At 73.9% G+C, this 21,375-nt stretch carries 29 protein-coding genes; 18 read left to right on the plus strand and 11 right to left on the minus strand.

Going from position 1 to position 21,375, the window contains the following annotated elements; all coding sequences use genetic code 11:
* Positions 1-12: 12 nt before the first annotated feature.
* The 5 genes from R3E88_11010 to R3E88_11030 form a co-directional block, all read right to left on the minus strand.
* Positions 13-1,077, minus strand: a complete 1,065-nt coding sequence (locus tag R3E88_11010; GenBank protein MEZ4216997.1) for a VWA domain-containing protein — start codon at positions 1,075-1,077, stop codon at positions 13-15.
* Positions 1,070-2,131, minus strand: coding sequence for a hypothetical protein (locus R3E88_11015; GenBank protein ID MEZ4216998.1), 1,062 nt, complete (start codon positions 2,129-2,131; stop codon positions 1,070-1,072). Before R3E88_11015 ends, R3E88_11010 begins: the two co-directional genes overlap by 8 nt.
* A complete protein-coding gene (locus tag R3E88_11020) occupies positions 2,128-3,129 on the minus strand; it encodes a DUF58 domain-containing protein (protein ID MEZ4216999.1) in 1,002 nt (333 codons plus the stop codon). The genes R3E88_11015 and R3E88_11020 overlap by 4 nt, the downstream gene beginning before the upstream one ends.
* 22 nt (positions 3,130-3,151) lie before the next feature.
* Positions 3,152-4,135, minus strand: coding sequence for a MoxR family ATPase (locus R3E88_11025; GenBank protein ID MEZ4217000.1), 984 nt, complete (start codon positions 4,133-4,135; stop codon positions 3,152-3,154).
* A gap of 176 nt (positions 4,136-4,311) precedes the next feature.
* Positions 4,312-5,238: an MBL fold metallo-hydrolase gene (locus R3E88_11030; GenBank protein ID MEZ4217001.1), complete on the minus strand. Its 927-nt coding sequence runs from the start codon at positions 5,236-5,238 to the stop codon at positions 4,312-4,314.
* Positions 5,239-5,280: 42 nt separating this feature from the next.
* On the opposite strand from R3E88_11030, the gene R3E88_11035 reads away from it, so the two are divergent.
* From R3E88_11035 to R3E88_11050, 4 genes are read left to right on the plus strand one after another with little or no spacing between them, the layout of a single operon-like run.
* Positions 5,281-5,760, plus strand: coding sequence for an EVE domain-containing protein (locus tag R3E88_11035; protein ID MEZ4217002.1), 480 nt, complete (start codon positions 5,281-5,283; stop codon positions 5,758-5,760).
* Between the two features lie 15 nt (positions 5,761-5,775).
* The gene (locus R3E88_11040; GenBank protein MEZ4217003.1) at positions 5,776-6,963 is read left to right on the plus strand and encodes a cytochrome P450; all 1,188 of its coding nucleotides are present in this window, start codon (positions 5,776-5,778) and stop codon (positions 6,961-6,963) included.
* A gap of 25 nt (positions 6,964-6,988) precedes the next feature.
* Positions 6,989-7,657, plus strand: a complete 669-nt coding sequence (locus R3E88_11045; protein ID MEZ4217004.1) for a nitroreductase family protein — start codon at positions 6,989-6,991, stop codon at positions 7,655-7,657.
* Between the two features lies 1 nt (position 7,658).
* A complete protein-coding gene (locus tag R3E88_11050; GenBank protein ID MEZ4217005.1) occupies positions 7,659-8,225 on the plus strand; it encodes a GNAT family N-acetyltransferase in 567 nt (188 codons plus the stop codon).
* A gap of 18 nt (positions 8,226-8,243) precedes the next feature.
* On the opposite strand, the gene R3E88_11055 is transcribed toward R3E88_11050, so the two are convergent.
* From R3E88_11055 to tgt, 4 genes are all read right to left on the minus strand, one after another.
* A complete protein-coding gene (locus R3E88_11055) occupies positions 8,244-8,747 on the minus strand; it encodes a ribonuclease H (GenBank protein ID MEZ4217006.1) in 504 nt (167 codons plus the stop codon).
* A 2-nt stretch (positions 8,748-8,749) separates the two neighbouring features.
* The gene (locus R3E88_11060) at positions 8,750-9,136 is read right to left on the minus strand and encodes a hypothetical protein (protein MEZ4217007.1); all 387 of its coding nucleotides are present in this window, start codon (positions 9,134-9,136) and stop codon (positions 8,750-8,752) included.
* Between the two features lie 48 nt (positions 9,137-9,184).
* Positions 9,185-10,279, minus strand: coding sequence for a redox-regulated ATPase YchF (gene ychF / locus R3E88_11065; protein MEZ4217008.1), 1,095 nt, complete (start codon positions 10,277-10,279; stop codon positions 9,185-9,187).
* Positions 10,280-10,389: 110 nt separating this feature from the next.
* On the minus strand, positions 10,390-11,592 hold the full coding sequence (gene tgt, locus R3E88_11070) for a tRNA guanosine(34) transglycosylase Tgt (protein ID MEZ4217009.1): 1,203 nt from the start codon (positions 11,590-11,592) through the stop codon (positions 10,390-10,392).
* 33 nt (positions 11,593-11,625) lie between these two features.
* Between tgt and pyrF the strand changes: the two genes are divergently transcribed.
* Positions 11,626-12,594, plus strand: coding sequence for an orotidine-5'-phosphate decarboxylase (gene pyrF, locus R3E88_11075; protein MEZ4217010.1), 969 nt, complete (start codon positions 11,626-11,628; stop codon positions 12,592-12,594).
* On the opposite strand, the gene R3E88_11080 is transcribed toward pyrF, so the two are convergent.
* Positions 12,591-12,722, minus strand: a complete 132-nt coding sequence (locus tag R3E88_11080) for a hypothetical protein (GenBank protein MEZ4217011.1) — start codon at positions 12,720-12,722, stop codon at positions 12,591-12,593. The genes pyrF and R3E88_11080 overlap by 4 nt on opposite strands.
* Before the next feature lie 247 nt (positions 12,723-12,969).
* Here R3E88_11080 and R3E88_11085 point away from each other — a divergent pair, with 247 nt between their 5' ends.
* From R3E88_11085 to R3E88_11095, 3 genes are all read left to right on the plus strand, one after another.
* Entirely contained in the window at positions 12,970-14,157 is a 1,188-nt protein-coding gene (locus R3E88_11085; protein ID MEZ4217012.1) for an acyl-CoA dehydrogenase family protein, read from the plus strand.
* 28 nt (positions 14,158-14,185) lie between these two features.
* Positions 14,186-14,755: an orotate phosphoribosyltransferase gene (gene pyrE / locus R3E88_11090; protein MEZ4217013.1), complete on the plus strand. Its 570-nt coding sequence runs from the start codon at positions 14,186-14,188 to the stop codon at positions 14,753-14,755.
* Positions 14,756-14,822: 67 nt separating this feature from the next.
* Positions 14,823-15,188, plus strand: coding sequence for a hypothetical protein (locus tag R3E88_11095; protein ID MEZ4217014.1), 366 nt, complete (start codon positions 14,823-14,825; stop codon positions 15,186-15,188).
* Here the strand turns inward: R3E88_11095 and R3E88_11100 are convergent.
* On the minus strand, positions 15,178-15,678 hold the full coding sequence (locus tag R3E88_11100) for a L,D-transpeptidase (GenBank protein ID MEZ4217015.1): 501 nt from the start codon (positions 15,676-15,678) through the stop codon (positions 15,178-15,180). The genes R3E88_11095 and R3E88_11100 overlap by 11 nt on opposite strands.
* A gap of 592 nt (positions 15,679-16,270) precedes the next feature.
* On the opposite strand from R3E88_11100, the gene R3E88_11105 reads away from it, so the two are divergent.
* The 10 genes from R3E88_11105 to R3E88_11150 all read left to right on the plus strand — a co-directional run bounded on the left by R3E88_11105 (position 16,271) and on the right by R3E88_11150 (position 21,348).
* Positions 16,271-16,624 (plus strand): hypothetical protein, encoded by a 354-nt coding sequence (locus R3E88_11105; protein MEZ4217016.1) that lies wholly within the window; start codon positions 16,271-16,273, stop codon positions 16,622-16,624.
* 156 nt (positions 16,625-16,780) lie between these two features.
* On the plus strand, positions 16,781-17,176 hold the full coding sequence (locus tag R3E88_11110; protein ID MEZ4217017.1) for a hypothetical protein: 396 nt from the start codon (positions 16,781-16,783) through the stop codon (positions 17,174-17,176).
* A gap of 55 nt (positions 17,177-17,231) precedes the next feature.
* Positions 17,232-17,882 (plus strand): DUF998 domain-containing protein, encoded by a 651-nt coding sequence (locus R3E88_11115; GenBank protein MEZ4217018.1) that lies wholly within the window; start codon positions 17,232-17,234, stop codon positions 17,880-17,882.
* Positions 17,883-17,993: 111 nt separating this feature from the next.
* Positions 17,994-18,440 carry a hydroxylaminobenzene mutase gene (locus tag R3E88_11120; protein MEZ4217019.1) on the plus strand — a complete coding sequence of 149 codons (447 nt, stop codon included), beginning with the start codon at positions 17,994-17,996 and terminating at the stop codon, positions 18,438-18,440.
* A 179-nt stretch (positions 18,441-18,619) separates the two neighbouring features.
* Positions 18,620-19,132 carry a hypothetical protein gene (locus R3E88_11125; GenBank protein MEZ4217020.1) on the plus strand — a complete coding sequence of 171 codons (513 nt, stop codon included), beginning with the start codon at positions 18,620-18,622 and terminating at the stop codon, positions 19,130-19,132.
* 46 nt (positions 19,133-19,178) lie between these two features.
* Positions 19,179-19,529 carry a hypothetical protein gene (locus R3E88_11130; GenBank protein ID MEZ4217021.1) on the plus strand — a complete coding sequence of 117 codons (351 nt, stop codon included), beginning with the start codon at positions 19,179-19,181 and terminating at the stop codon, positions 19,527-19,529.
* Positions 19,530-19,706: 177 nt separating this feature from the next.
* The gene (locus R3E88_11135; protein MEZ4217022.1) at positions 19,707-19,901 is read left to right on the plus strand and encodes a DUF2892 domain-containing protein; all 195 of its coding nucleotides are present in this window, start codon (positions 19,707-19,709) and stop codon (positions 19,899-19,901) included.
* Between the two features lie 103 nt (positions 19,902-20,004).
* The gene (locus R3E88_11140; GenBank protein ID MEZ4217023.1) at positions 20,005-20,211 is read left to right on the plus strand and encodes a hypothetical protein; all 207 of its coding nucleotides are present in this window, start codon (positions 20,005-20,007) and stop codon (positions 20,209-20,211) included.
* Positions 20,212-20,218: 7 nt separating this feature from the next.
* On the plus strand, positions 20,219-20,674 hold the full coding sequence (locus R3E88_11145) for a TspO/MBR family protein (protein MEZ4217024.1): 456 nt from the start codon (positions 20,219-20,221) through the stop codon (positions 20,672-20,674).
* 119 nt (positions 20,675-20,793) lie between these two features.
* Positions 20,794-21,348, plus strand: a complete 555-nt coding sequence (locus R3E88_11150; GenBank protein ID MEZ4217025.1) for a DUF2007 domain-containing protein — start codon at positions 20,794-20,796, stop codon at positions 21,346-21,348.
* The last annotated feature ends 27 nt before the right edge of the window (positions 21,349-21,375 follow it).

Raw genomic sequence — 21,375 nt, forward strand, 5'->3', positions numbered from 1 at the left:
GGTGGAGGTCGCTCACGCGGGCAGCCTCCTGAGCCACGTGGCGCCGAGCAGCGCCGCGACGGCCGCGCACGCGAGCGCGGCGGCGACGACCGGGGCGAAGTGGTGCTCGTACTCGAGGTACCGCACTTCGGCGACCTCGCTGCGCTCGAGCCGACCGATCTCGTCGACGACCTGCCGCAGGCCGTCGGCGTCGGTGGCGTGGAAATAACGTCCGCCGGTGCGCTGCGCGATGCGCTGCAGCGTGAGCTCGTCCATCTCGACGCGCGCGCGCTGGAGCGTCGTGCGGCCGTCCGGCCGACGCACGGGGAACGGCGCGAAGCCCGAGCGGCCGGCGCCGATCGCGTAGACCTTGATGCCGTACTGCGCGGCGAGGTCGGCCGCCTGGAGCGGGTCGATCTCGCCCGCGTTGCTGACGCCGTCGGTCAGCAGGATGGCGACCTTGCTGGCGGTCTCCTGGCGGCGCAGGCGCTCGACGGCGAGCGCGAGGCCCTCGCCGATCGCCGTGCCGTCCTCGCTCGGCTCGGTCGGCGTCGCGACGTCGCCCAGGATCGCCAGCAGGTTGCCGTGGTCGAGCGTGAGCGGGCAGAGCCCGTCCGCATAGCGGGCGAAGGCGACGAGGCCGATCAGGTCGTCGTCGCGCGGAGCGCCGCCGTCGCCGCCCGTCACGAAGTCGCGGAAGATCTGCTTCACGACGTCGAGCCGGCTCGCGCTCGCATCGCCCCGGACGAAGTCGCGCGCCTCCATCGAGCCCGAGCGGTCGACGACCATCGCGATCGCGATGCCCTCGCGCTCGACGCGCGTGACGGCGTCGCCCGTGCGCGGACCGGCGAGCGCGACGGCGAGCAGCGCCGTCGCGAGCGCGAGCAGCGCGGCCGGGACCCACGCGAGGCGCACGCGCAGCGAGCGCTCGCCGCGCGCGCCGACGAGCGAGAGGCTCGAGTAGGCGACCGAGGACGGGAGACCGCTCGCGAGCGCGTACACGAGCGGCGCGACCGCGACGAGCGCGAGCGCCCACGGCTCCGCGAAGCCGAAGCCCGGGTGGCGCAGGACGGCCACGACGTCGGCGATGCTAGGCATGCGCCGCCTCCTCGCCGCCCTGCGCCTGGTGGCGCGTCTCCTCGAGGAACCGCTCCGCCGCCTGGATCGAGCGCGTCACGTCCTCGTCGGCGGGAAGGTGTCCGGCGAACTTCACGAGGTCGGCGAGCACGAGGAACTCGCGCAGCAGGAGCTGGTGCGAGCGCGCGAGGTCGGGCGAGCGTCCCATGACCTGGAGGAACTCCTCGGTCGTGAGCTCGGGCGAGCGCAGGCCGAAGCGATCCTCGAGGTAGGTGCGGACGATCAGCGAGAGCCGCACGAAGAACGCGTCCATCGTCGTCGCGGTGGGGCGCCCGGCGTAGAGGAGCGCATCGAGCTCGGCGCGCGCGACCTCGTAGGCGCTGCGCCGCCGCCCGCGCGCGAGCGCGCCCTGCCAGGCGCGCCACGCGAAGGGCGCCGCCGCGCCGGCGAGCGCGAGTGCGCCGAGTGCCCACGCCCACCACGGCGCGAGCGGCTCGCCGCGCGCGGGGAGCGCGCCGATCGCCGGGCGCAGCGCGAGCGGCGCGCCCTCGGGCAGCACGGAGCCGACCTCGAGATCGATGCGATCGGTGAGCAGCTCGTACGCGTCCTCGCCCTCGGGCGCCGGCGCACGTCCCGCGCGGCGATCGACGAACTCGACGAGTAGCGGCGGGATCGTCTGCGTGCCCGAGCGCGCGGGCTGCAGGCGGTACGTCTGTCGCGCGATCGTCGCTCCGCTCGCGTCGATCTCCTCGCGCGGCGCGAAGTCGACGATGTCGAAGCGCCCGAGCGCCTCGCCGAACGCGGGCATGAGGAGCTCGACGTCGGGCTCCGCGCGCACCTCGAGCTCGAGCGTGACGACGTCGCCGATCACGGGCGCGCGCGGCGACACGCGCACGACGGCGACGACGGGGCCGCGCTCGGCCGTCGTGGTCCGCGCGTCGTCGTCGGGCGCGCTCGCGGCGGGTGCGGCGTCGTCGGGCGCCGCGTTCGCGGGCGCGCCCGCGCAGAGCGCGATCGCGACGGCGAGGGTACGGGCGAGCGCCATCGCGCGGCGGCGGAGGCGGGCGTCCGTCATCGCCGCGTCCTGCGCTCGCGCATGCGGAAGAAGCGTACGAGCGGGTCGACGACGTCGCCGGCCGCGTCGACGTGGACGAAGTCGATGCCGAGCGAGCGGAAGCGGTGCTCGAGCGCGTCGACGCGCGCGGCGGCCTCGGCGGCCGCGCGCTCGCGGAACACGCTCGAGCCCGTGTCGACGAGCCGCGTCTCTCCCGTCTCGGCGTCGCGCAGCGCGACGAGGCCGACGTCGGGGAGCGCGAGCTCGCGCGGGTCGGTCACGAGCACGGCGATCACGTCGTGCTTGCGGTTCGCGGCGACCATCGCCGTCTCGAAGCCTTCGTCGAGGAAGTCCGAGACGACGAAGCAGATCGTGCGGCGCGACGTGACCTGCATGAGGAACTCGAGCGCGTGCGCGACGTCGGTCGCCTGGCGCGGCGCGCGCGGTCGGCGCGAGCGCCCGGCCGGATCGCGGAAGCGGTCCCAGGCCGCGCGCGCGAGCGCGCGCAACGCGCCTTCGCGCGGCTCGCCGGCGGGCGCGTCGCCCGGCGCGTCGACGGCGCCGTGCGCGAGCACCTCGCGCACGACGCGCAGCGCGTGCTTCTGCCCCTTGCGCGGCGGGATGTACTGCTCGATGTCGCCGTGGAAGAGCGCGAGCCCGACCTTGTCGTCGTTGCGCGTCGCCGAGAACGCGAGCAGCGCGCACAGCTCGGCCGTCGCTTCGCGCTTGCTGCGCGCGCCCGAGCCGAAGTCCTGCGAGGCGGACACGTCGGCCATCAGCATCAGCGTGAGCTGGCGCTCCTCGACGTAGCGCTTGACGTACGGCGCGCCGGTGCGCGCGGTGACGTTCCAGTCGATGGTGCGGACGTCGTCGCCCGGGATGTAGGGGCGCACCTCGTCGAACTCGATGCCGCGGCCCTTGAACACCGAGACGTACTCGCCCGCGAGCACGTCGGCCACCTGGCGGCCGGTGCGCACCTGGATCTCGCGGACGCGACGGAGGACCTCGGAAGGGAGCATGGCGACGACGCGCGCGCGGGCGCTACGGGACCAGCACCCCGGCGAGGATGCGCTCGATCACGTCCTCGCTGCTGCGGCCCTGCGCCTCCGCCTCGTAGGTGACGGCGATGCGGTGGCGCAGCACGTCGGGTGCGAGGTTCTTCACGTCGTGCGGCGTCGCGTACGTCCGGCCCTGGAGGAAGGCGTGCGCCTTCGCGGCCTTCGTCAGGTAGAGCGACGCGCGCGGCGACGCGCCCATCTCGATCATGCCCGCGAGATCCTTGATGCCCGCCTGTTCGGGGTCGCGCGTCGCGTGCACGAGGTCGACCACGTAGGCCTTCACCTTGTCGTCGACGAAGACCTGGTCGACCACCCGCCGCGCCGCGAGCAGCTGCGCGGGCGACGCGACCTTCGCGACGTCGGGCACGGGCTGCGCGCTCGCCATGCGGTCGACGATCTTGCGTTCGTCCTCCTTGCTCGGGTAGCCGACCTTCACCTTCAGCATGAAGCGATCGACCTGCGCCTCGGGCAGCGGGTACGTGCCCTCCTGCTCGATCGGGTTCTGCGTCGCGAGCACGAGGAACGGCTCGTCGAACGCGAAGGTCGTGTCGCCGATCGTGACCTGCCGCTCCTGCATCGCCTCGAGCAGCGCGGCCTGCACCTTGGCGGGCGCGCGGTTGATCTCGTCCGCGAGCACGAGGTTCGAGAAGAGCGGCCCCTTCTTGACGCTGTACGTGCCGTCCTTGGGATGGAAGACCTCGGTTCCGATCACGTCGGCCGGCAGCATGTCGGGCGTGAACTGGATGCGCGAGAAGCCGGTGTCGATCGCCTTCGCGAGGCTGCGGACGGCGAGCGTCTTCGCGAGGCCCGGCACGCCCTCGAGCAGCACGTGGCCGCCGGTGAGGAGGCCGAGCAGGAGGCGCGACATCATCGTCTCCTGGCCGACGACCACCTTGCCGACCTCGGCCAGCAGGTCGTTGCAGACGCGCGCGTGCTGCTCGAGCCCGGCGCGATCGCTCTCGCTCATCGGTGTCCTCCGGAGGCCGTCGCGGCGCGGCGGCCGCGGCGGGTGGGTTCGCGGAACGGGAAGGGCGGACGGGGCGCGGGAGTATCGCCCGGGCGCTCCCCGCTTCAACCGGCCCACGGGACACCGGGCGGCGTGCGCGCGTTCCGCACGCGCGCGGCGGCGCCCCGCGGCGGCGCTCAGTCGCGGCGCGCGAACCTCCCGGGCTCGACCTCGCGCGCGCGCCCGTCGGCGAGGGCGCGCGCGAGGTGCTGGCCCATGCTGCGGCGCTCGACGGCGTCGGCGAACGGCACGGCGTCGCCCGGCCGGTAGACGAAGCGGTGGGCGACGATCTCGTCGAGCGTGCGCGGCTGCGCGAGGAAGGCGAGCAGGCGCTCGTCGCGCGTCGCGATCACGCGCGCGAAGCGCTCGAGCCGCTCGAGGAACTCCGCGCGCTCGACGACGCCGACGTGGTGGAAGGTCGCGTACCAGCGCGCGTCGATCCGGCGCACTGCGTCGAGGCTGCGCTCGAAGTCGTCGAGCGAGCTCCAGGCGTCGCCGTAGTACGGGCCGAAGCTCGAGAGATCGATGTCGCCGAGGTAGAGGAGCGGCGGCTCGCCCGCCCCCTCGACGAGCAGGCAGCAGTGGCCGCGCGTGTGGCCCGGCGTGTGCACCGCCGTGATCGAGCGCCCGCCGAGGTCGAAGCGCGCGCCGTCGCGAAGCGGCTGCGCGTCGGGGCGCGGCGCGAAGTGGAAGCGCTCGACGACGGCGCGGCGCCACGGGCCCTCGACGTCGGGCGGGAAGCCGTAGAGCGCCATGAACGCGTCGAGCGACGCGAGTGCCGGCGCGTCGGCTTCGTGGAGCCGCACGGGGCGGTCGGCGAACAGGTCGAGCGCGGCGACGTGATCCTCGTGGCCGTGACTCAGGAGGCACCAGTCGACCTCGCCGCGGAGGACGTCGCCCTGCGGTCGTACGCCGAGCGACGGGTCGACGAGCACCGTCTCGCTGCGTCCTCGCACGAGGAGCGAGCGGCCGTCCGGGTAGCGTCCGCGCGCGGGTGCGACGAGCGCGATCGCGGGCCCGAAGCGCACCTCCTCGACGTCCCCGATTCCGCCCCCGCCTTCCATGTCGAGTAGGATACGCGCGCTCGCGGGAGGCCGGAGGAATCGATGGCGCGGCGGCACTGGCTCGTGAAGTCCGAGCCGTTCAAGTACGCGTGGGACGCGCTCGTCCGCGACGGGCGCACGCACTGGGACGGCGTGCGCAACTACGAGGCGCGCAACAACCTCGCCGCGATGGAGGTCGGCGACCTCGCCCTCTACTACCACTCGAACGAGGGCAAGGAGGTCGTCGGCGTCGCGCGCGTGTGCCGCGAGTCGTACCCGGACCCGACGAGCGACGACCCGCAGTGGGTCGTCGTCGACGTCGAGCCGCTCGTCGCGCTCGCGAAGCCGGTCGCGCTCGCGGCGATCAAGAAGGACCCGGCGCTCGCGGGCATGCAGCTCCTGCGCCGCTCGCGCCTGTCCGTCGTGCCCGTCGAGAAGGCCGAGTTCGAGCGCGTGCTCGCGCTCGGCGCAACGCGGCTCCCGAAGACGGCGAACGGCGCGAGTCGCGCGAAGCGCGGGCGCGCGAGCGCTCTCGGGAGCTGAAACGGAGGCAACGCCATGGACCTCGTCTACGACCCGTACTCGCGCCCCTTCCAGGAGGATCCGTACCCGCTCTACCGGCGGTTCCGCGACGAGGAGCCGTGCACGTACAACGAGGCGATGGACTTCTACGCGCTGTTCCGCTTCGAGGACGTGTGGGAGGCGACGCTCGACTGGGAGACGATGAGCAGCTCGCTCGGGCCGACGCTCGAGAACCGCGGCCAGATGCCGGGCGAGGTGTTCTCGATCATCGGGATGGATCCGCCGCGCCACACGCGCGTGCGCAACATCATCAGCCGCGGCTTCACGCCGCGCCGCATCGCGGCGATGGAGGAGGAGATCCGCGGCATCGCGAAGCACTACCTCGACCCGCTCGCGGCGCTGCCCGCGTTCGACTTCGAGCAGGAGTTCGCGGTGAAGTTCCCGATGGACGTGATCAGCGTGCTGCTCGGCATCCCGGTCGAGGACCGCGACCGGTACCGCGGCTGGGTCGACAAGGGGCTGCAGCGCGACCCGGACGGCGGGCTCGCGACGGACGCGATCATCGGAATGGGAACCGCGCGCCAGTACATCGCGGACCTGATCGCAAGGCGGCGCGCCGACCCGCAGGACGACCTGATCTCGATCCTCGTGAAGGCGGAGTACGAGGACCTCGACGGCGAGCGACGCACGCTCACGGACGACGAGGTGCAGGGGTTCACGACGCTGCTCGCGGCGGCCGGTGCCGAGACGACGGCGAAGCTGCTCGGCCACTGCGTGTACCAGCTCTGGCGCCACCCCGACCAGCGCCAGGCGCTGTGGGACGACGCCTCGCGCATCCCGAACGCGATCGAGGAGACGCTGCGCTTCGAGGCGCCGTCGCAGTTCCAGGGGCGCGTCGCGCTGCGCGACTCGACCTGGCACGGCGTGACGATCCCCGCTGGCGCGCGCGTCGCGCTCGTGACGGGCTCGGCCTGTCGCGACGAGCGCGAGTACCCCGACCCCGACCGCTTCGACACGCGCCGCCCGCACGACCGCGAGGTCTACTTCGGGCACGGTCACCACGTGTGCATCGGGAAGAGCCTCGCGCGCCTCGAGACGCGCATCGCGCTCGAGGAGATCCGCGCGCGTTTCCCGCACTACGAGGTGGACGAGGCGGGGATGACGCGCACCTATCAGGCGCACGTGCGCGGCTACGTGAACCTGCCGATCTCGACCGGTCGTTAGGCGACGGGTCGGCAGGGGCGCGCGCGTGCCGACGTCGCCGCCGGACGAGATCGACGTCGCGACGATCGGCGAGGACGTGCCGCTCCTCGAGGGGCTGCGCACGACGCGCTCGATCCGGCGACTGCGGCCCGACCCGGTGCCGCGCGCGCTCGTGCGCAAGGTGTGCGAGGCCGGGACGTTCGCGCCCTCCGGCGGGAACCGGCAGCCGTGGATCTTCGTCGCGGTCACCGAGCCCGCACGCCGCGCGTGGGTCGCCGAACGCTATGCGAGCGCCTTCGCCGGCTATCTCGCGAACTTCGAGCGAGCGGCGGCCGGTGAGACGGGGGTGTCGGAGGCGGCGCGCCGCAACGTGCGCTCGGCGCGACACCTGGCCGAGCGGCTGCACGAGGTGCCCGTGCACCTCTTCATCGCGGGGCGCGTGCGGCGCGGCATCGACCAGGGACAGGCGCTCTACCCGTGCGCGCAGAACGTGCTCCTCGCGTGTCGCGCCGTCGGGCTCGGCGCCTCGCTCACGCAGCTCCACCGCGTGCACGGCGAGGAGATCGACCGCTACCTCGGCCTCGACCCCGAGAAGACGCCCACCGTCGCGCTGATCCCGATCGGCTGGCCGATCGGGCGCTACGGGCGGCCGCCGCGGCGCCCCGTCGACGAGTCGCTCCACTGGGAGCGATACGCACCCGCGGACGGCGACTAGCATGGAGGCGCCGTCCGGCTACGCGATCGGCGCGGCCTCCGAGGACGCCGCCGTCGCGTCCGACGAGCTCGACGCGCTCGCGGCGATCGAGCTCGCGGCGGCCGCGCTCTTCCCGGACGAGGATCTCCCGCCCGCGCACCGCGCGGACACGTTCCCGCGCGACGGGCTCGAGGCCGCGCGGCGCGAGGGGCGGCTCTTCGTGGCGCGCGAGGCGGCGACGGGCGGGCCCGTCGGGTTCGCGGTCGCGGGCGAGCTCGACGGCGACGCGCACCTGATGGAGGTCGCGGTCGCGCCGCGCCACGGGGGCCGCGGCGTCGGGCGCGCGCTCGTCGAGGCCGCGGTCGCGTGGGCGCGCGGCGCGGGCCGCGAGCGCGTCGTCCTCACGACCTTCCGGCACCTGCGCTGGAATGCGCCGTTCTACGCGAAGCTCGGCTTCGCCGAGATTCCGCGCGCGCGGCAGGGGCCGGCGCTCCGCGCCGTGCTCGCCGCCGAGGCCGCGAGCGGGCTCGACCCGGCGAAGCGCGTCGCGATGGGGCTCGCGCTTCGCGGCGGCGAAGGGAGCGCCTAGCGTCGTCGGCGCGGCGCCTCAGCGCCGCGCGCCGTCGCGCATGTAGGTCGTCGCGAGCGCGTCGGCGTACTCGTTCCACAGCGAGCCGTCGTGCGCCTTGATCCAGCGGATCGCGACCTTCGGATGCGCGCGCGCGAGCGCGTACGCCTCCTTCACGAGCTCGAGGTTCGCGATCGGGCCGGTCTTGCGCTTCCAGCCGCGCTTCTCCCAGCCCGCCGCCCACTCGTTCAGCGTGTCGACGCACAGGCGCGAGTCGGAGTAGAGCGTGAGCTCGGCGTCGCGCGGCACGGTGCGCAGCGCGGCGATCACCGCGCTGAGCTCCATGCGGTTGTTCGTCGTGCGCGGCTCGTAGCCGTGGCCGCTGTCGACGATCGCGCCGTCCTCGACCCAGACCCAGCCATAGCCTCCGGGGCCGGGGTTGCCCTCGCACGAGCCGTCCGTGAAGACGCCCGTCGACGGGCCGCCCGAGTGACGCGCGAGCACCTCCTCGGGCGACAGCAGCTCCTGCGCTCCGCGCGGCACGCCTACTCCGCCTCCGAGGGCACGCCGTCGCACGCGTGCTCCGCGCACCGGCAGGGCTCGCCGTCCGGATGCATCGGACACGCTTCACCGTCCGCGTGCATCGGGCACGCCTCGCCGTGCGCGTGCATCGGGCACTCGTCGCCCTCGTGCATCGGGCACGCTTCGCCGTCCGCGTGCATCGGGCACTCGCCGCCCGCCTTCATCGGGCACTCGCCGCCCTCGTGCATCGGGCACGCGGCCGCGTCGCCATGGGCATGGTGATGTGCGCGGTGGTGCGCGTGCGGGCAGGGCTCGGAGGCCTCCTGCGGTGCGTCGTGTGCGCAGGCGAGCGCGAGTGCGGCGAAGAGCGCGGCCGCGGCCAGCCAGGTCGTTCTCGCGATCCGTTCCATCTCGTTGCCTCCGTCCCTCGCAGGCGCCGCGCGCCGCGCGCGACCGGCTCAGACACCCACGCGGAAGTGCACGACGTCGCCGTCGCGCATCGCGTACTCCTTGCCTTCGACGCGCATCGTGCCGCCCGCCTTGGCGCCGGCCTCGCCGCCGGCCGCGACGTAGTCGTCGAAGGCGATCACCTCGGCGCGGATGAAGCCGCGCTCGAAGTCGGTGTGGATGGTGCCTGCCGCCTGCGGTGCGAGCGTGCCGCGCCGGATCGTCCAGGCGCGCACCTCCTTCTCGCCCGCGGTGAAGAAGGTGATGAGGTCGAGCAGTGCGTAGGCGGCGCGGATCAGGCGGTCGAGCCCGGGCTCGTCGACGCCGAGCTCGCGCAGGAACTCGACCTTCTCCGCGTCGTCGAGCTCGGAGAGCTCGGCCTCGACCTTGCCGCACACGCGCACGACGCCCGCGCCCGCCTCGGCCGCGCGGCGCTCGAGCGCCGCGCTGAACGCGTTGCCCTCGGCGAGCGACGCCTCGTCGACGTTCGCGACGTAGAGGACGGGCTTCGCGGTGAGCAGGTGGCAGTCGCGCAGCGCGGGGCGGAGGGCCTCGGCGACGGCGAACGTGCGCGCGGGCCGGCCCTCCGAGAGGTGCGCGAGCAGCTCGGTGAACATGGCCGACTGCGCCTTGCCGTCCTTGTCGCCGCTCTTGGCCGTGCGCTGCGCGCGGTCGAGCCGCTTCTCGACGGTGGCGATGTCGGCGAGGCCGAGCTCCGTCTCGATCGTCTCGACGTCGCGCAGCGGGTCGGGTGCGCCGTCGACGTGCGTCACGTTCTCGTCGTCGAAGCAGCGCACGACGTGCGCGATCGCGTCCGTCTCGCGGATGTGGCCGAGGAACTGGTTGCCGAGCCCTTCGCCCTCGGACGCGCCGCGCACGAGCCCGGCGATGTCGACGAACTCGACGGTCGCGGGGACGACCTGCTTGCTGTGCACGATCGCGTCGAGCGCGGCGAGCCGCGCGTCGGGAACGACGACGACGCCGGAGTTCGGCTCGATCGTGCAGAAGGGATAGTTCTCGGCGGCGATGCCGGCGGCGGTGAGCGCGTTGAAGAGCGTGCTCTTGCCGACGTTGGGAAGGCCGACGATGCCGCACTGCAGGGCCATGGGACGGGGAGCTCCAGACTTCCAAGCGTTCTGCGTCGCGCTCTTCGTCGCGCCCGCGCGGCCTCGCTCGGGGGGCGGACGCTAGCGCTCCGGCCGGCGGGCGACGACGGTCAGTCGCCGCTGCGCCCGTCGTTGCGGTCGTACTCGGCGAGGAACTCGCTGCGGAACGCGGCGTAGGCGTCTTGCGCGATGGCCTCGCGCGCGCGCGCCATGAGCCGCTCGTAGAAGCGCACGTTGTGGAGCGAGCAGAGGATGGCCGACAGCACCTCGTTCGCGGCGAACAGGTGGTGGAGGTAGGCGCGCGAGAAGCCGCCGGCGCAGGCCTCGCAGTCGCAGGTCGGGTCGATCGGGAAGCCGTCGCGCCGGTAGCGGCGGTTCGTGAGGCGGATGCGCCCGCGCGCGGTGAAGACGGTGGCGGAGCGCGCGTACCGCGTCGGGATCACGCAGTCGAACATGTCGATGCCGTAGCCGATGGCGGCGAGCAGGTCGTGCGGGAGCCCGACGCCCATCAGGTAGCGGGGCTTGTGCGCCGGCAGCAGCGGCGCGGTGTGCGACGTGATCTGGCACAGGAGCTCGTGCCCTTCGCCGACCGAGACGCCGCCGATCGCGTAGCCGGGGCAGTCGAGCGCGGCGAGCGACTGCGCGCACGCGCTGCGCAGGTCGGGGTAGACGCTGCCCTGCACGATCGCGAAGAGCGCCTGCGCGCCCGGGCGTGCGTGTGCGCGCATGCAGCGCTCCATCCACGCGAGCGTGCGGCGCACGCCGGTCGCGGCGAGCTCGCGCGCGGCCGGGTAGGGCGTGCACTCGTCGAACGCCATGATGATGTCGGCGCCGAGCGCGTTCTGGATCTCGATCGAGCGCTCGGGCGTGAGCTCCATGCGCTCGCCCGTCACCTCGTTCTGGAAGCGCACGCCGCGGTCGTCGATCGCGACCTTCGGGAGCGAGAAGACCTGGAAGCCGCCGCTGTCGGTGAGGATCGGCCCGTCCCAGCGCATGAAGCCGTGCAGACCGCCGAGCTTCTCGACGAGGCCCTCGCCGGGGCGGAGCGCGAGATGATAGGTGTTCGCGAGCACCACCTCGGCGCCCGTCGCGCGCACCTGCGCGGGCGTCATCGCCTTCACGGCGCCGTGCGTGCCGACGGGCATGAAGGCGGGCGTCGCGAAGCGGCCGTGCGGCGTCGTGACGACGCCGGTGCGCGCGTCGCCGCTCGTCGCTTCGAGCGCGAACGCGAGCGGAGCGCCGGCGTCGTGCGACCCTCCGCGCGCTCCTTCGCGCGCGCCGCCGTCGCGGCTCGCGGTGTCCGTCGTCGACATCGGCCGCAGCATAGCGGTGCTACGCTGCGCGCCGTGCCGGACGCCACCGCACTGCCTTCGCCGCCGCGCCCCGCGCACTTCGGCGACGCGCTCGTCGAGCGCGTGCGCGCGCTCGGGCACCCGCTGTGCGTCGGCATCGATCCGCATCTCGCGCTCGTTCCCGAGCCCTTCCGGCGCGGCGCGATGTCGCCCGACGACCCGGCGACGGCCGACGCCGTCGAGGTCCTGTGCAACGCACTCGTCGACCGCGTGGCCGGGCGTGTCGCCGTCGTGAAGCCGCAGGTCGCGTTCTTCGAGCAGCTCGGCTGGCGCGGTGTGCGCGCGCTCGAGCGCGTCGTCGCGCGCGCGCGCGCGGCGGGGCTCCTCGTGCTCGTCGACGCGAAGCGCGGCGACATCGGATCGACCGCCGAGGGCTATGCGGCCGCCTACTTCGGCGCCCGCGCGCCCGTCCGCGCCGATGCGCTCACCGTGAGCCCCTACCTCGGGCTCGACACGCTCGCGCCCTTCCTCGATGCGGCGCGCGCGAGCGGAGCGGGCGTCTTCGTGCTGGTCAAGACGAGCAACCCGGGCTCGGGCGACGTGCAGGACCTCGCGGTCGCGGGCGAGCCCGTCTTCGTGCGGCTCGCGTCCGCGCTCGCGCCCGCCTGCGACGCGATGGCGGGGCCGGCGACGGGCTGGTCGTCGCTCGGCGTGGTCGCCGGCGCGACGCATCCCGAGCAGCACGAGGCGATCCGCAAGCAGCTCCCGCGCGCGCTCTTCCTCGTGCCGGGCTACGGCGCGCAGGGCGCGAGCGCGCGCGACGCGGTGCGCGGGTTCGTGCGCGGGCCGTCGGGCGTGCTCGAGGGCGGCGTCGTCGCCTCGTCGCGCGCGATCGCGTTCCCGTCGGCGGGCGCGAGCGCGTCCGCCGCGGGCTGGGAGCGCGCGGTCGACGATGCGCTCGCGCGTGCGATCGACGAGCTCGGCGACGCGGTCGCGCGCCGGGGTGCGGGGGCGGCGGGCTAGCGGTAGGTGCTGCGCGCGCCGCGCGACATGCGGCGGCGGGCGCGCGCGAGCTTGGCCTTGCGCTTCGCGCGGTGGCGGCTGCTGCGCTTGCTGCGGCTGCGGTGGGCGAGGCCCTTCACCTTCTTCATGACGACTCGCGGCTCCGGGAGGAACGGGGTTCGCGCGGCGCCCGACGGGAACGACGGGAGGGCGCTGCGGGGCGCCGCAGGGTAGGGGATCGCGCGCTCCGCGCCAGCCTCGCGCGCGGCCGCGCGCGCCCGCCCGCAAGCTAGTATGGGCCGCCCTCGCCACTGGCCGAAGGCCGCCGGCGCCGGCCCGCCGCCCACGGCGCGCGCCGCGCGGGTGCGCCGGCCGCGCGACCCTGGGAGCCGCCCCGTGACCAGCCCGCTCGACCGGATGATGGACTTCGATCTCACCGAAGAGCAGCGCGCCGTGCGCCAGCACGTCCGCGCCTTCGCCGAGGCGGAGATCCTGCCCTGGGTCGAGCAGTACGAGCGCGAGGAGCGCTACCCGCTCGAGCTGATCGCGAAGCTCCCGCCGCTCGGGTTCCTGGGGCCGATGATCCCCGAGGAGTACGGCGGTTCGTTCAGCGACGTCGTGACGTACGGGATCCTGTGCGAGGAGCTCGCGCGCGTCGACTGGGTGACGGCGTCGGTCGTCTCCGTCAGCAACTCGCTGTGTGCGTCGTCGATCCTGCGCTTCGGCACCGACGAACAGAAGCAGCGCTGGCTGCCCGGCATCGCGGCGGGCCGCACGCTCTGCTCGGCCTGTCTCACCGAGCCCGGCGGCGGCACCGACCTCGGCAACCTGCGCACGACGGCGACGAAGGTCGACGGCGGCTACCTGCTGAACGGCACCAAGGTGTTCATCTCGCACGCCGCACACGCGGGCCTGTTCTTCGCGGTCGCGACGCTCGACCGCGCGCGCAGGCACAAGGGCGTCACCGTGTTCGCGTTCGACCCGCGCGCGCCCGAGACGGCGAAGGGCATCCGGCTCGGCGACTTCCCGATGCGCACGCTCAAGCGCGACAACCTGGCCGAGGTGCACTTCGAGGACGCGTTCGTGCCCGACGACGCGCTGCTCGGCGAGGAGTACGGCGGCTTCCCCATCCTGGGTGCCGCGCTCGACCTCGGACGTTATTCGGTCGCGGCGCGCTGCGTCGGGCAGGCGCAGCGCTGCGTCGACCTCGCCGTTCCCTATGCGAACGAGCGCACCGCATTCGACCAGCGGATCGGCGAGTTCCAGCTCGTCCAGCAGAAGATCGCCAGCATGGTGTGCCGCGTGCAGCAGGCGCGGCTCGTCGTCCACCAGCTCGGGCGCATGAAGGACGCGGGCGTCGCGCGCGCGAGCATGGAGAGCTCGATGGCGAAGCTGCTCGCGAGCCAGGCCGCCGTGCAGAACGCGCTCGACGGGATGCAGATCTTCGGCGGCTACTCGTGCACGGCGGAGTACGAGATCGGGCGCCTGCTGCTCGAGGCGAAGAGCCTCGAGTTCGGCGAGGGCACGAGCGAGCTGCACACGAAGATCATCGCCGAGACGATGCTCGGCATGCGCAAGGGCTGAGCGCGCGACGGCGCGCGAAGGGAGCGACGTGGCCGACGAGCGACGCGAGCTGCTCGACCTCATCCTCGACGTCTCGTTCGAGCGCCGGAAGGTCGTGCTCTCGAGCGGGCGCGAGAGCGACTTCTACCTCGACCTGCGCCAGACGCTGATGCGCCCGCGCGGCGTGCGGCTCGCCGGACACCTGCTCTGCGAGCGCCTCGCGTCGGGGCCGCGCGTCGACGCGGTGGGCGGCATGGCCGTCGGCGCCGTGCCGCTCGTCGCGGCCGTGCTCGCCGCCGCCGCCGAGCGCGACCCGGCCACGGCGCTCGTCGGCTTCTTCGTGCGCAAGCAGGCGAAGAGCCACGGGCTCGCTCGGCAGATCGAAGGAGCCTTCGCCGCGGGGCAGAGCGTCGCACTCGTCGAGGACACGACGACCACCGGCGGCTCGACGCTCGACGCGCTCGACATCGTCGAGGCCGCGGGCGGGAAGGTGGCGCGCGTGCTGTGCCTGGTGGACCGCGGCGAGGGCGCGGCCGACGCCTTCGCCGCGCGCGGCGTCGCGCTCGAGCCGCTGTTCACGCGCGCCGACCTGCCGCTCGGAGCCGACGCAAAGGCGTAACCCTCCCGGCGCGGGCCGCGTACCCTCCGCCCGACCGCGGGCATTGTGCGTGCGGAGGGCCAGCCGGGTGCCGATCGACGTTCGCTTCGAGCCGGGCGGAGTGCGCCTGCGGCTCTCCGGCCGCTACGCCTATCGCGACGCCGTGCGCGAGCTGCTCGCCGCGGCCGACGGCGCCGACGGAGTGCGCCTGCTCGTCGACGGGCGCGGCTCGGACGTCGATCCGCCGACTCCCGCGCAGGCCGCGGCGATCATCGAACGCGACATCCCGCGCGTGCTCGAGCGGTTCTCGGAGATCGGCGTGCTGGTGGACTCGTTCGAGCTGCGCGAGGGCGCGCGCCGCTTCGCGGGCGCATCGGCCCTCCCGTCGCTCGACGTCGTGTTCGTCGATCCGGTGGCGGCCGAGCGGTGGCTGGCCGGGACGCCTAGCGAATGACGAGCGTGGTCGGGCGCCGGAAGAGGTGGCGCACCTCGCCGTGCGGCGTCTCGATGCCCGCCTCGAGCGCGCCGCGCGCGGCGAGCCAGGCTTCGAGACGGCGCATCGCGTCGTCGGTGAGCTGCACGCAGCCGAGCGTCACCGGCGCGCCGAGCGCGTACCGGTGCGCACCCCCGTGGACCTGGAAGCTGCGGAAGAACGGGATCTTCGCGTAGCCGAGCGGACCGCTCCGCGAAGGCCGCGTCGCCACCGCGCCGTTCGCGCGCGCGGCCGGCCCGGGCGTGTAGCCCGGGTTGCCGATCCAGTGTCGCAGGTCGAAGCGCCCGGTCGGCGTCGGATGCGCGGGCGTTCCCGTCGCGACGCGGTAGACCGGAGTCGTGATGCCGTCGGCCGTCGCGCGGAGCTCGAAGTGCTCGAGCTCGACGTCGATGAACACGGTGTCGCGATTCCAGTCGAGCGCGCCGAGCGACACGAGCAACGCGGCGATCATCGCGCCGCGCGCGAGCCACGTGCCACCGGCGGAATGCGAAGTGCGGCGGTCGCGCGCGCGCGATCGCCGAAGCGCATCGATCATCGGAGCCCGGTCCAATCGCTCAGCCATCGCCACCCTCGGACGGGGATGCCCAAGTGCGACACGCTGGTGGGGGATTCGATGTGACCGCGCTCACCCTAACCGCTCGTTAGTCGCATCTTCAAGCGCAAAGCGCCGCGCGACGCGCGTGCGAACGCGCGCCTCACATCGGATCGAGTGGGCTCGCCGCGGCGCGACGCGACGTGGGCTCGGCGCGATGCGTGGGCGAAGATCAGCGTGGTGTTTGCGCTTCGATTCCGGTTTGGCTTCGTGTGAGCGGCTCGATCGCGGAAGCCGAGGGCCGCGCGGGCCGACGACGGCTCGCATGCGCGCGCGACGTCGCGATGTGGTGGCGTTGCACCACGGCTCGCTCGGTGACTTTCGTGGATCGCAAAAGACGGGGGAGCGCTTCGACCGCGCGAGCGTTCGGGGTCGGTGTTCGCGAGCTTGTCCGCGCGCGCGCCGAGCTCGCGATCGGACCGCACCGCGCGCACCACCGGGGGAGGACGCGATGATCCGAGGGGTCCATACGATGTTCTACTCGGCGGAGCCCACAGCGCTCCGCGCGTTCCTCGGCGAGAAGCTCGGGCTTCCCGCGACGGACGTGGGCGGAGGCTGGCTGATCTTCGATCTGCCGGAAGCGGACATGGGTTGTCACCCGGCGTCGGACGCAGAGGGGGCGACACCGGGAACGCACTACGTCTCCTTCTACTGCGACGACGTGCGGAGCACGCGCGCCGAGCTGTCGGCGCGCGGCGTCGAGTTCACCGACGACATCGCGGACGTCGGCTACGGCCTGGCGACCCACTTCCGGATGCCGGGTGGCGTCCTCGTCGAGCTCTACCAGCCGAGCTATTCGAAGTAGCGGCCCAGCGGGCCGCGAGCGGGCCGTGAGCGGGCCCGACGCGGCGCGCCGCGCCGCGCGTTCGAATCCGGTAGCCTCGCGCGCCGATCGCAATGGCTCGCTCCGCCTCGGGTGGCGGTCCCGAGCCCGGCGGCCACAGGGCGAGCGGAGCGCGCAATGATCAAGGCCACCGACATCGCCGACGGGATCGTGCTGCACCTCGACCCCGACGAGCTCGAGGCCGGCGGCGGGCGGTGCTCGGCGAGCGGCGCCGGTCGCGTGCAGGGCTCGCACTTCTTCGTCTGCATCGCGTCGGACGAGCGGTCGGGGAACTGGGTGCCGCTCTTCTCGGCGCCGGGGCCCGGGCGCGAGCTCGTGCCCAACGAGGCGAAGTCCGGGCACCCGCGGTGGTGCGAGAGCGCGACGTGGTACCCGAGCGATCAGGTCTGGCAGGCGCCGCACGCAGCGGCGATCGCCGCCGCGATCGCAGGAGGCGACCTCAGCGGCGCCGGCGTGCGCAATGCGCTGTCCGAGGCCGGCGTGGATCTCATCTACGCGGCTGCGCTCGGCTAGGCGGCTGCCCGGCGCGCATCCTGGTCGCGTCGTCGGCGCGGTGCGATCGGAGGGGATGATGTCGCGCGTCCTCGCGCTCGGAGGTCTGGCCGGCCCGCTCCTGTTCGCGGCGGTCACCGTCTGCTGCGCGGCGCTGCGGCCCGACTACAGCCACCTGCACCACTTCATCAGCGAGCTCGGCGCGACCGGCACGTCGCACGCGCAGCTCATGAACTACGCGGGCTTCGCGCCCACCGGCCTGCTGCTGATGGGCTTCGGCGTCGCGCTCGCGGCGCGCCTCCCGCGGCATCGGTGGACCACCGTCGGCGCCTCGCTCGTCGGCCTCTTCGGCGGCGGGATCCTGCTCGCGGGCTTCTTCTCGTGCGACGTCGGCTGCCCGCAATCGGGCGGATCGATCGCGAACCTCGTGCACGACCGGATCGCTCCCCCGACGTTCCTCGCGGGCAGCCTCGGCGCCGTCTGTCTCGGTCTGCGCTTTCGCAGCCTTGCGTCGCTGCGCGCGCTCTGGGTGTACTCGGTCGTCTCCGGCGCGCTCGGCGTCGCGTTCCTCGCCGGGCTCGCGAGCACGCTCGAGAGCCGCGAGTTCACGGGGCTGTGGCAGCGGCTGCTCCTCACCGCGCTCTTCGCCTGGTGCGCGGTCGTGAGCGTGCGGCTCGCGCTCTCGGGGAGGATCGAGTCGCCCGTCGAACGCCCGCCGGCGCCGTGACGAGGTTCGCCGCGAAGCCCGGCGGGACGGGGCGCGCCGCGCCCCGAGCGGGCGTGGAAGGCGTGCGATGCCGCGCCGAAGGGGAGAAGGGGAGAAAGGGAGGATCGTCGGATGACGTCGCTCGACATCTCGTATCGGCTCTCGCTCGCGGGCGTGCTGCTCCTCTTCCTCGCGCTGCTGACGGGCGGCGCCGTGCCGCACCTCGTCAATCCGCGCATGGGCCTCGCGGCGCACACGACGGGCATCCAGTGCGCGCTCGTGCTGATCGCCTTCGGCGTGTTGTGGCCGAAGCTCCGCGTCGCCGGCGTCGCGGCCCGGCTCACGTACGTCGTCAACGTCGCGGGCGCCTACGCACTCTGGCTGGCCTTCGTCCTCGGTGCCGCGCTCGGCGCGGGCCGCGCGGCGCCCATCTCCGGCGCCGGGCACGAAGCGTCGGCGGCGGCCGAGGCGGTCTTCGCCTGTGTCCTCTACCTGGGCGTCGTGAGCTCGGTCGTCGGGACGGCGGCGGTGCTGCTCGCACTCGCGCGAGCGCGGGGCCTCTGGCAGGCGGCGGCCTGAGCCGCCGCGTCGAAGCGGCGCCGGCGGTCCGAGGGCGCGGCCGACCTGACGAGCCGGTCGACGCTTCGGCTCGCACGCCGCGCCGGATCGGGTGTCCTCGCGCTCTTCGCGCCGCGCGCGTCCGACATCCGAGGCGCAGTGACGTGGTTCCGGAGGACGTGCGGCCGAGCCTTGCGGAGATGGCGATCACGCTCGCAGGCTTCTCCGGCCCGATCGTGTCCGGTGCGCCCGGGAAGCCGCGACACCTGGCACCCGATCCGCTGCTCCGCGTCGCGGGCGCGATCGTCGCGTGCCTGATCGCGACCGTGTGCGGCGTGCTCCCGTTCGCCCTCTCGTCGCTCGCTCCGGGCACGGCGCTCGTCGGGTCCGCTCCGGTCGTGCTCGCTGGCCTCTCCCCTCTCGCGCTCGTCGTGGTGATCGTTCGCGCCATCACGCGGGGAACGGTCCGCCGGTCGTTCCCCGGCGTGCGCTGGCCCTCCGTCGCGATCCTGGCCGGACCGAGCCTCGCGAGCGTGCTCTCCGGGACGGGTCTCGTCGTCCCGTTCTCCCCGGGCATCCTCGTGCGGACCCTCCTCGCCTCGCTCAACGTCTCGGCCAGCACGCTCGTGGTCGCAGTGGCCCGCGCGGTCGAGAGCGACTCGCCTCCCGCCTGGCAGCTCGGCCGGAGGCGCGGGCGCGCGACGCCCGACTAGCGAGCGCGGACGATCCGATCGGCGCGGCTGCGCCGGAGGGACTGCCATGTCCGAGACGCAACGGCGACACGATCGACGCGACGACGTCGCCCTCTTCCTGCTCGTGGCGGATTCGACGGGGGCGCTGCTGCCGTACGCGGCGATCGTGGCTCTCGTCCTGGCCGCGCTGGTCGGGCCGGTGCTCCTCGCGCGCGCCTACTTCGGCGGCTGGCTCGAGACCGGGACGCTCGTGGTGGCGGCGGTCACGGCGGAGATCGCGTCGTTGCTGGCGCGCGACGTGCGGCGCGGGCGCGCCGGGCTCCTCGACGTCCTGCTGGTCTCCGCCGCCGTGCTCGTCTCGGTCCTCGTGGTGAACGCACTGCTCGCGGATGCCGGGTGGCCCGGCCTGTCCCAGTGACGGGTGGCGCGTGGCGTCGGACCGCGCTTGCGCGGGCGTCGCGGTTCCGGTCGATCCCCATGCGCGGTGCGACGAGAGAGGCGCGACGTCGATCCGGGCGTCTGGCGCCCGTGCGCCCGGATCGGCTTCAATCCGGGCGGCGCGTCGATGTGCGCGACCCTGCAACGAGGGCCTGACATGAAGATGGAGCAGTACATCCGCGCGATCGCGGGGAGCTTCGTGCTGGTCTCGCTCGGGCTCGGCTACGTGCACAGCCCGTACTGGCACCTGTTCACCGCGTTCGTCGGTGCGAACCTGCTGCAGTCGGCGTTCACGCGCTGGTGCCCGATGGAGACGATGCTCGAGAAGGCGGGCGTCGCGCGCCGGTCCTGAGCCGCGCGCGAGGGCCCGCTCGCGCGGGTGCGGGCATCGGCATCGGTTAGGCTGCGGCCCGCGCGTGCGCGGCGTCGCAATCCGCGCGCGAACCGGGGGCCCGTTGGATCCCGTCGACTCCCTCCAGCTCATGGTCGAGGCCGACCTCGCGCTCGCGGGCTTCGCGGGCATCGTGAGCGCGGTGTCGCGGCCCGGGCTCGGACATCTCACGCCGCTCCATCGGATGCGGCTCGTGAACCTGCTCGGGTGCTCGCTCGTCCCGTTGCTGCTGAGCCTCTGCGCGCTGGTCGCGCTCGCGGGCGGCGAGTAGGCGGGCCGTGCGCGACGCCGTCTCGCTCGTCGCGTTCCTCGCGCTGGTCGGCGCCGCCGCGGCGTTCGGTGCTCGGTTCGAGCCGGGCGCGTGGTATGCGGCACTGCGCAAGCCGCCGCTCACGCCGCCGCCCGTCGTGTTCGCACCGGTCTGGTCGGTGCTCTACGCCGCGATCGCGGTCGCGGGCTGGCTCGCGTGGCGCGCGCGGCCCGCGTCGCATCGCGCGCTCGGGCTGTGGGCCCTGCAGCTCGCGCTCAACGCGGCGTGGTCGTGGCTCTTCTTCGGTCTCCACGCGAAGGGCGTGGCGCTCGTCGACATCGTCGCGCTGCTCGCCGCGGTCGTCGCGGCGGCCGTCGCACTCCATCGCGTGCGCGCGCTCGCGGGCTGGCTGCTCGCGCCGTATGCCGCGTGGGTCGCGTTCGCGACGTACCTGAACGCGGGGCTCTGGTACCTGAACTCCTGATCGCACGATGCGTGCGGAGGCGCGTCCATGTCCGAGCCCGTCGTGCACGACGTCCCCGGCGCGAATGCACCCGACGTTCCGCGCCGGGAAGGGCGTCGCGCTCGCGACGTGGAGCTCGCGTGAAGCACTGCGCGGACGGCGACTGTCCCGACCTCCTCCGCGACCGTCGCCACGGCGAGTTCCGCGACGAGATCGCGGTCTGCCCCGCCTGCGGGAGTCGGCTCGTCGCAGGGCCCGCGCCACCGACTCGCCCGCCCGTCGACTGGGTCGATCGCATCGTCGTCGCGACGTTCCCGACGCCCGTCGAGGCGCATCTCGCGAGGGCCTCGCTCGAGGCGGCGGGAATCCCCGCGGCCGTCGAGAACGAACATCTCGCGGGCATCCAGTGGCTCTACGCTTCCGCGATCGGCGGAGTGCGCGTCACCGTCGCCGCGTCGGAGGCGGAGGAAGCGGCGGCCGTCCTCCGCGCGGTCGGGCCGGCGAGCGCCCCTGCGACGGTCGCGGATGCGCGCGACGAAGGCGATGCGTGCCCGCGCTGCGGTGCCGACGCGGGGCCGCCGTCGCGCACGCGACGACGCTTCCGCGCGCTCTCGCTGCTCGTCGGCGTTCCGTTCTCCGCCTCTCCGGGGCGACGGCGATGCGCGGCGTGCGGACATCGCTGGCGCGTCGCATAGTCCGGCGTCGCGAGCGCCGTCTGCGCT

The sequence above is a fragment of the Myxococcota bacterium genome (genome assembly GCA_041389495.1).
In the GTDB taxonomy this organism is placed as follows: domain Bacteria; phylum Myxococcota_A; class UBA9160; order UBA9160; family UBA4427; genus JAWKRT01.

Coding starts and splice junctions, on each gene's coding strand:
- R3E88_11080 (MEZ4217011.1), bottom strand. CDS start 12,722: ATGAAGAAGGTGAAGGGCCTCGCCCACCGCAGCCGCAGCAAGCGCAGC.
- R3E88_11130 (MEZ4217021.1), top strand. CDS start 19,179: ATGTCCGAGACGCAACGGCGACACGATCGACGCGACGACGTCGCCCTC.
- R3E88_11105 (MEZ4217016.1), top strand. CDS start 16,271: ATGATCCGAGGGGTCCATACGATGTTCTACTCGGCGGAGCCCACAGCG.
- tgt (MEZ4217009.1), bottom strand. CDS start 11,592: ATGTCGACGACGGACACCGCGAGCCGCGACGGCGGCGCGCGCGAAGGA.
- R3E88_11010 (MEZ4216997.1), bottom strand. CDS start 1,077: ATGCCTAGCATCGCCGACGTCGTGGCCGTCCTGCGCCACCCGGGCTTC.
- R3E88_11020 (MEZ4216999.1), bottom strand. CDS start 3,129: ATGCTCCCTTCCGAGGTCCTCCGTCGCGTCCGCGAGATCCAGGTGCGC.
- R3E88_11025 (MEZ4217000.1), bottom strand. CDS start 4,135: ATGAGCGAGAGCGATCGCGCCGGGCTCGAGCAGCACGCGCGCGTCTGC.
- R3E88_11100 (MEZ4217015.1), bottom strand. CDS start 15,678: ATGATCGCCGCGTTGCTCGTGTCGCTCGGCGCGCTCGACTGGAATCGC.
- R3E88_11040 (MEZ4217003.1), top strand. CDS start 5,776: ATGGACCTCGTCTACGACCCGTACTCGCGCCCCTTCCAGGAGGATCCG.
- R3E88_11115 (MEZ4217018.1), top strand. CDS start 17,232: ATGATGTCGCGCGTCCTCGCGCTCGGAGGTCTGGCCGGCCCGCTCCTG.
- R3E88_11135 (MEZ4217022.1), top strand. CDS start 19,707: ATGAAGATGGAGCAGTACATCCGCGCGATCGCGGGGAGCTTCGTGCTG.
- R3E88_11015 (MEZ4216998.1), bottom strand. CDS start 2,131: ATGACGGACGCCCGCCTCCGCCGCCGCGCGATGGCGCTCGCCCGTACC.
- R3E88_11035 (MEZ4217002.1), top strand. CDS start 5,281: ATGGCGCGGCGGCACTGGCTCGTGAAGTCCGAGCCGTTCAAGTACGCG.
- R3E88_11030 (MEZ4217001.1), bottom strand. CDS start 5,238: ATGGAAGGCGGGGGCGGAATCGGGGACGTCGAGGAGGTGCGCTTCGGG.
- R3E88_11050 (MEZ4217005.1), top strand. CDS start 7,659: ATGGAGGCGCCGTCCGGCTACGCGATCGGCGCGGCCTCCGAGGACGCC.
- ychF (MEZ4217008.1), bottom strand. CDS start 10,279: ATGGCCCTGCAGTGCGGCATCGTCGGCCTTCCCAACGTCGGCAAGAGC.
- R3E88_11060 (MEZ4217007.1), bottom strand. CDS start 9,136: ATGGAACGGATCGCGAGAACGACCTGGCTGGCCGCGGCCGCGCTCTTC.
- R3E88_11110 (MEZ4217017.1), top strand. CDS start 16,781: ATGATCAAGGCCACCGACATCGCCGACGGGATCGTGCTGCACCTCGAC.
- R3E88_11120 (MEZ4217019.1), top strand. CDS start 17,994: ATGACGTCGCTCGACATCTCGTATCGGCTCTCGCTCGCGGGCGTGCTG.
- R3E88_11125 (MEZ4217020.1), top strand. CDS start 18,620: ATGGCGATCACGCTCGCAGGCTTCTCCGGCCCGATCGTGTCCGGTGCG.